Source organism: Roseiarcus sp., from assembly GCF_052145395.1.
Classification (GTDB): Bacteria; Pseudomonadota; Alphaproteobacteria; order Rhizobiales; family Beijerinckiaceae; genus Roseiarcus.
This window is the reverse complement of the sequence record NZ_JBKQOT010000300.1, coordinates 1-2,976: the sequence shown is the minus strand read 5'-3', so window position 1 is coordinate 2,976 and position 2,976 is coordinate 1. Positions and strand designations below refer to the sequence as shown.

General features: G+C 65.4%; 4 protein-coding genes. 2 read left to right on the top strand and 2 right to left on the bottom strand.

Features of this window, described 5'->3' with window-relative positions; translation table 11 throughout:
* A partial coding sequence (locus ACLP25_RS10095; RefSeq protein ID WP_442469063.1) for an FAD-dependent monooxygenase occupies window positions 1-884 on the bottom strand: 884 nt, incomplete at its 3' end.
* A 222-nt stretch (window positions 885-1,106) separates the two neighbouring features.
* Between ACLP25_RS10095 and ACLP25_RS10090 the strand changes: the two genes are divergently transcribed.
* Window positions 1,107-2,063 (top strand): fumarylacetoacetate hydrolase family protein, encoded by a 957-nt coding sequence (locus ACLP25_RS10090; RefSeq protein ID WP_442469062.1) that lies wholly within the window; start codon window positions 1,107-1,109, stop codon window positions 2,061-2,063.
* A gap of 17 nt (window positions 2,064-2,080) precedes the next feature.
* On the opposite strand, the gene ACLP25_RS10085 is transcribed toward ACLP25_RS10090, so the two are convergent.
* The gene (locus ACLP25_RS10085; RefSeq protein ID WP_442469061.1) at window positions 2,081-2,320 is read right to left on the bottom strand and encodes a hypothetical protein; all 240 of its coding nucleotides are present in this window, start codon (window positions 2,318-2,320) and stop codon (window positions 2,081-2,083) included.
* Between the two features lie 406 nt (window positions 2,321-2,726).
* On the opposite strand from ACLP25_RS10085, the gene ACLP25_RS10080 reads away from it, so the two are divergent.
* Window positions 2,727-2,976 (top strand): hypothetical protein (locus ACLP25_RS10080; RefSeq protein ID WP_442469060.1); only part of this gene is annotated, 250 nt, incomplete at its 3' end.

Sequence of the window (2,976 nt, the reverse complement as noted above, 5' to 3'; positions counted from 1 at the left end):
ACGGCGGCCAGCTTCCAGGCCAGGTTCGAGGCATCCTTCATGCCGCCGTTCATCCCCTGCCCGGCGAACGGCGGCATCAGATGCGCCGCATCGCCGGCGAGGAACACCCGGCCGCGCCGCCAATGTTCGGCGACGCGCGCATGGAACGCATAGACGGCCTTGCGCTCGATCTCGAACGAAACGGCGCCGCCCGCCTCCGCGACGAGGGCGCGGATCGTCTCGTCGCGCTTCAACGTCTCCTCGCTTTCGCCGGGCAGTTGCATGAACTCCCAGCGGACGCGCTCGCCGACCGCCGGCAGCTCGACTCGAGGCCGGCGCGGATCGCAACTGAAGGTGATTTGCCTGACGTCGTGATTCTTGACGATCGCGTCGACCACCAGCCAGCGCTCCGAATAGGTCGAGCCGACGAGCTTGAGGCCAAGGCGCTCCCGCGTCGCGCTGGCGCCGCCGTCGCAAGCGACGACGTAGTCCGCCTCGATCGTCGTCGCGCCGGATGGCGTCGCGACGGTGAGCGCCACACCCTCGGCGTTCTTGACGAGGTCGGTCGCCTCATGTTCGAAGGCGACCCGGACTGACGGGACTCGCGCCAGTCCCTTGAGCAGGACCCGCTCGAAGTCGGGCTGGTAGAAGGTGCCGAGCGAGGAATGGCCGTAGAGGCCGCGGGGGAAGTCGGCCGCCATCAGGGTGACGTTGCGCGCGTTCAGGTGGCGCACGTGCGGATCCTGAATGAGACCCGGCGCGATCTCGTCGAAGAGTCCCACCTGGCTGAAGAGACGCAGCGTCTCCGCGTCATAGGCGATCGCCCGCGGCAAGCCGAGCAGGCCGGCGTTTCGCTCGAGAACCAGCACGCGAATCCCGGCGAGGCCGAGCAAATTCGCCATCATGAGCCCGACCGGGCCGGCGCCGACGATGGCGACCTCGACCGCGAGCGGGCGGCCCCCGTTCCCCGAATTATCCTTAGGCGTTATGGTGATCCTCCGACTGCAAACTTTTCTGTTGCACTTATCGGTCAATACGACTAAATAGTCAATACGAAAAATCCGTCTGGCCAAAAAAATTTGTCCGGGCGGGTCCTGACCCCGACGCTCCCAAGGAGGACTCAAGGCATGGCGACAAATCTTGTTCATTACGAGCTCGACGGCGCGCCCTCTTGGGGAGTCGCGTCGGCGTCAGGGATCGCGCCGCTCGACGGCGCCTATCCGACGACCGCGGCGCTGATCGAGCATGGAGAAGCGGATTGGCGCCGGGCCTCGGCGAGAGCGCCGAGCGTGTCCTTCGAGCAGGCGCGCATCCTTTCGCCGGTGACGACGCCATGTCGCATCTTTTGCCAGGGCGCGAATTATCGCCAGCACATGATCGAATCCGGCATGGATCCGGACGCCAAGGCGTTCAACATGTTCTTCACCAAGTCGGACGCCTCCGTCGCCTCTGCGAAGGGAACCGTCACGCCGCCGAAGCACGTTTCGCTGCTCGACTACGAAATCGAGCTCGCCCTGATCTTCCGGCGGCCGATCGTCTCGGCCGTGACCGTCACGCGCGAGAACCTCAAGGACTATGTGTTCGCCGTCGCCATCGCTAACGACTTCAGCGCACGCGACGTGCAGCTGCCGCAAATGCAATTCTTCAAGGGCAAGAGTTATCGCGGCTTCTGCCCGATCGGCCCGTGGCTGACCGTGCCCGACGCCGACGAATTCGCCGGCCTCGACGATCTCGAGTTGCTTCTCACGGTCAACGACGCGGTCCGGCAGCGGGACTCGACGCGGAATCTCGTATTCAAGCCGGCCGAGACTATTTCCGAATTGTCCACCTTCGCCAACATCGCGCCCGGCGACGTGTTGCTGACAGGAACGCCGAGCGGCTGCGCCCTGCGCCTTCCGCCCGCCCCGATCCGCCGGATCGTCCAGCTGCTGCCCGAACGCCAGTTCTGGAAGCTATTCCTGAATGCGCAGCGGCGCAGGGCTGAATATCTTCGGCCCGGCGACTCGGTCGCGGCGCGCATTTTCAGCGCCGACGGCACGCTTGACCTCGGCGAACAGACGACCGCCGTCCTCGCCGCGGCCTGATCCGGCTCGCGGGCGGACTACGCGGCCGGCGCCCTCTCGATGGGCGCCGCCTTGGCGCGCCTGAGTTTCGCAAGCGTCGCCACCGCGTGCTGCTTTCCGATCCCAATCGCCCCGAGCACCGCGCCGACAGTAGGTTGTGCGACGGCGCCTTTGAGGCGACCCTCGCCGATCGCGGCGAGCACCTGCAGCACGACGCCGATCGCCGCCTCCATCGCGAGATCGAGCGATGGGCCGCCGAAGGGAAGAGCTTCGAGCACGCGCGCCAGATCCTCCTTCAGACGGCCACGCGCCTGTCGGTTGGCACTTATATTAGTTGTAAGAATGCGGTGGAGCGTAGCGGCTGCCTCGTCATAAAGAAACCGGCGCGGGGCGGCCATTCCGGCAAATCGACAGCTGGCGCTGACGAGGAAGTGGAGTCGTCCGCGACGATCGGTCGCAGGCGAAACATGCCTCGCCCCCAGTTCGCGGGCGGCCTTCATATTGACTATCCAGTCAGACTGACTTAAGCGTCGAGCTAAGCTCGGTGGCGCAACGGCGTCGAGGCGGCGACAGGGAGGAAGGCGTTCATGGACATCGTCGTCCACGCATCCTCTCCATGCCATTTCCGGGCGAAAGAGACCGGTCGCGCCCAGGCGGCGCGCCGTCAATGCCAAGGAGGACCCAATGCTTATCGACGACATCGAATATGTGATCTTCCGTCACCCCGATCCGACTGCAGCGCGCCAGTTCATGCTCGACTACGGTCTGCTCGATCTCGAGCAGAAGGGTGACAGCCTCTACATGCGCAGCTACGGTGACGCACCATTCTCCTACGTCACGAGCCAGGGCGACGCCGCGTTCGTCGGCATCGGATTCCGGGCCGCGAGCCGCAAGGCTCTGGGTCAGCTGGCGGCCAGGTTCGATTCCGGCGTGA